Origin of the sequence: Metabacillus fastidiosus NBRC 101226 (genome assembly GCF_001591625.1) — a bacterium.
Lineage (GTDB): Bacteria > Bacillota > Bacilli > Bacillales > Bacillaceae > Metabacillus > Metabacillus fastidiosus.
The window spans coordinates 1-1,596 of sequence record NZ_BCVG01000220.1; the positions used below are offsets into that span (position 1 = coordinate 1).

At 34.9% G+C, this 1,596-nt stretch carries 2 protein-coding genes; one reads left to right on the top strand and one right to left on the bottom strand.

From position 1 onward, the window contains the following. Positions 1–159: 159 nt before the first annotated feature. The gene (gene spoIIQ, locus BFA01S_RS21485; RefSeq protein ID WP_066235677.1) at positions 160–1,056 is read right to left on the bottom strand and encodes a stage II sporulation protein SpoIIQ; all 897 of its coding nucleotides are present in this window, start codon (positions 1,054–1,056) and stop codon (positions 160–162) included. A gap of 139 nt (positions 1,057–1,195) precedes the next feature. On the opposite strand from spoIIQ, the gene BFA01S_RS21490 reads away from it, so the two are divergent. Then, positions 1,196–1,567: a VanZ family protein gene (locus BFA01S_RS21490; protein ID WP_066235679.1), complete on the top strand. Its 372-nt coding sequence runs from the start codon at positions 1,196–1,198 to the stop codon at positions 1,565–1,567. Positions 1,568–1,596 lie beyond the last annotated feature (29 nt).

Genomic DNA, 1,596 nt, shown 5'->3' on the forward strand with positions numbered 1-1,596 from the left:
TTTACGGGCCAGTGGATCTCCCCCTTAACTTCTTAGAGTTTTTAGAATTTTGAAGTGTGATTCTTCTGCCCGTTAATGCTGGGACAAAGCAAGTCTATATTCTTTTTTCACAAAAAAAAGCCTATCCTTCATTTAGGGGATAGACATCAGCTTATTATTTTAAGAATTCAATGAGCTCTTAGAAGCCTCAGGCTTGTCTGATTGCTCTTTATTTTCAGCTGGATCTTGTTCTTCTGTTTCTTTATTTTCTTCCTCTTTTGCTTCATCAGACTCATCCTGTTTCGGAGCTTCTTCTTCTGCTCCTTCACTTGCTTCTGAGTCTGCAGCTGGAGTTTCACCTTCAGTAGCATTTTCTTTTTCTGTTTCTGTCGTAATAGATGTTACTGGCTTATTCATGTATGCAGAAGGATTTACTGCTTTTCCATCTTTGCGAATTTCAAAGTGAACATGAATTCCGTCTTTTTCATTTAAAAGATTTTTTCCAGCTTTACCGATAACGTCATTTTGTTTCACTTTATCACCAGCTTGTACTTTCGCACTTGCTAAAGACTGATAAACTGTTACAACCTTATCTTCATGCTCAATTTCGATTACATGGCCTAAAATCGGATCTTTTGCGGATTTCTTAACAGTTCCGCTTAGTACTGCAACAACATCAAATTCCTTCTGATCTTCGCGAGCAAGGTCAATTCCTTTATTCGGTCTATACGTATTATTATAAAATACGAGTGCTGCTTCTTGCTCCTCTACAGATGCACTTTCATCATAGAATTCTTTCACGATCTTTACTGCATCTGGATCTAATGCCGGACTAACTACATTTTCCGTTGGTTTGTTTACTTCAACAGCAGGTTCATTTGTGTATGCCGTATCTTTATTATCATTATTTTGAGCAATGTCATCTTGTAAGTTATTGCCTACACTTTGATACCATAAAACTGCTGTTAGAATAACTGCTGCACTTACTAGGTACATAGCTGGAAATACCCAGCGTTTTCTAAAAAATTGCTGAATTTTAGATTTTTGAGAAAAGTGTTTCTTTTCTTCATCTCTCATTCTATCATCACCTCAGCAATCATTCTGAACAGATTTCATGATTTATATACACGAATTTTAAATTTTTCTACTTAGTATGTGATAAAGTTATGATATTATGTACATTTCTTTTCAATTTTTTATGTAAAAGGAGATATATATGCGTTTTAAACAAATGGTATTTACCTTGTTTCCCATTCTTTATATGATTTTTATTTGGTTTTTATCAAGTCATCCTGCAGACGCTTTCGTGAAAACTCCTTTTTCCTTCGATCATTTACTGAAAGAGTCATTACATTTAATTGAATTCGCTATTCTTTATCTACTCATTGCACTTGCCTTTATAACAAACGGAAAATGGACGAAGAAGGCCAGCATTTTTGCAGCCATTATTGCGATTGTGTACGGAGCTATAGATGAAATTCATCAATCATTTGTACCATACCGGTCGGCAACGCTCATTGACTTCATTAAAGATACAATTGGTGTAGCTGTTGCTTACTTTATGATGAATAAAAAATATTTCAAATAAAGTGAAACTTCCATCATTGGGGGTTTTTC

Bases quoted from the DNA above. Each gene is read 5' to 3' on its own strand.
- BFA01S_RS21490 (WP_066235679.1), top strand. From the start codon at position 1,196: ATGCGTTTTAAACAAATGGTATTTACCTTGTTTCCCATTCTTTATATG.
- spoIIQ (WP_066235677.1), bottom strand. From the start codon at position 1,056: ATGAGAGATGAAGAAAAGAAACACTTTTCTCAAAAATCTAAAATTCAG.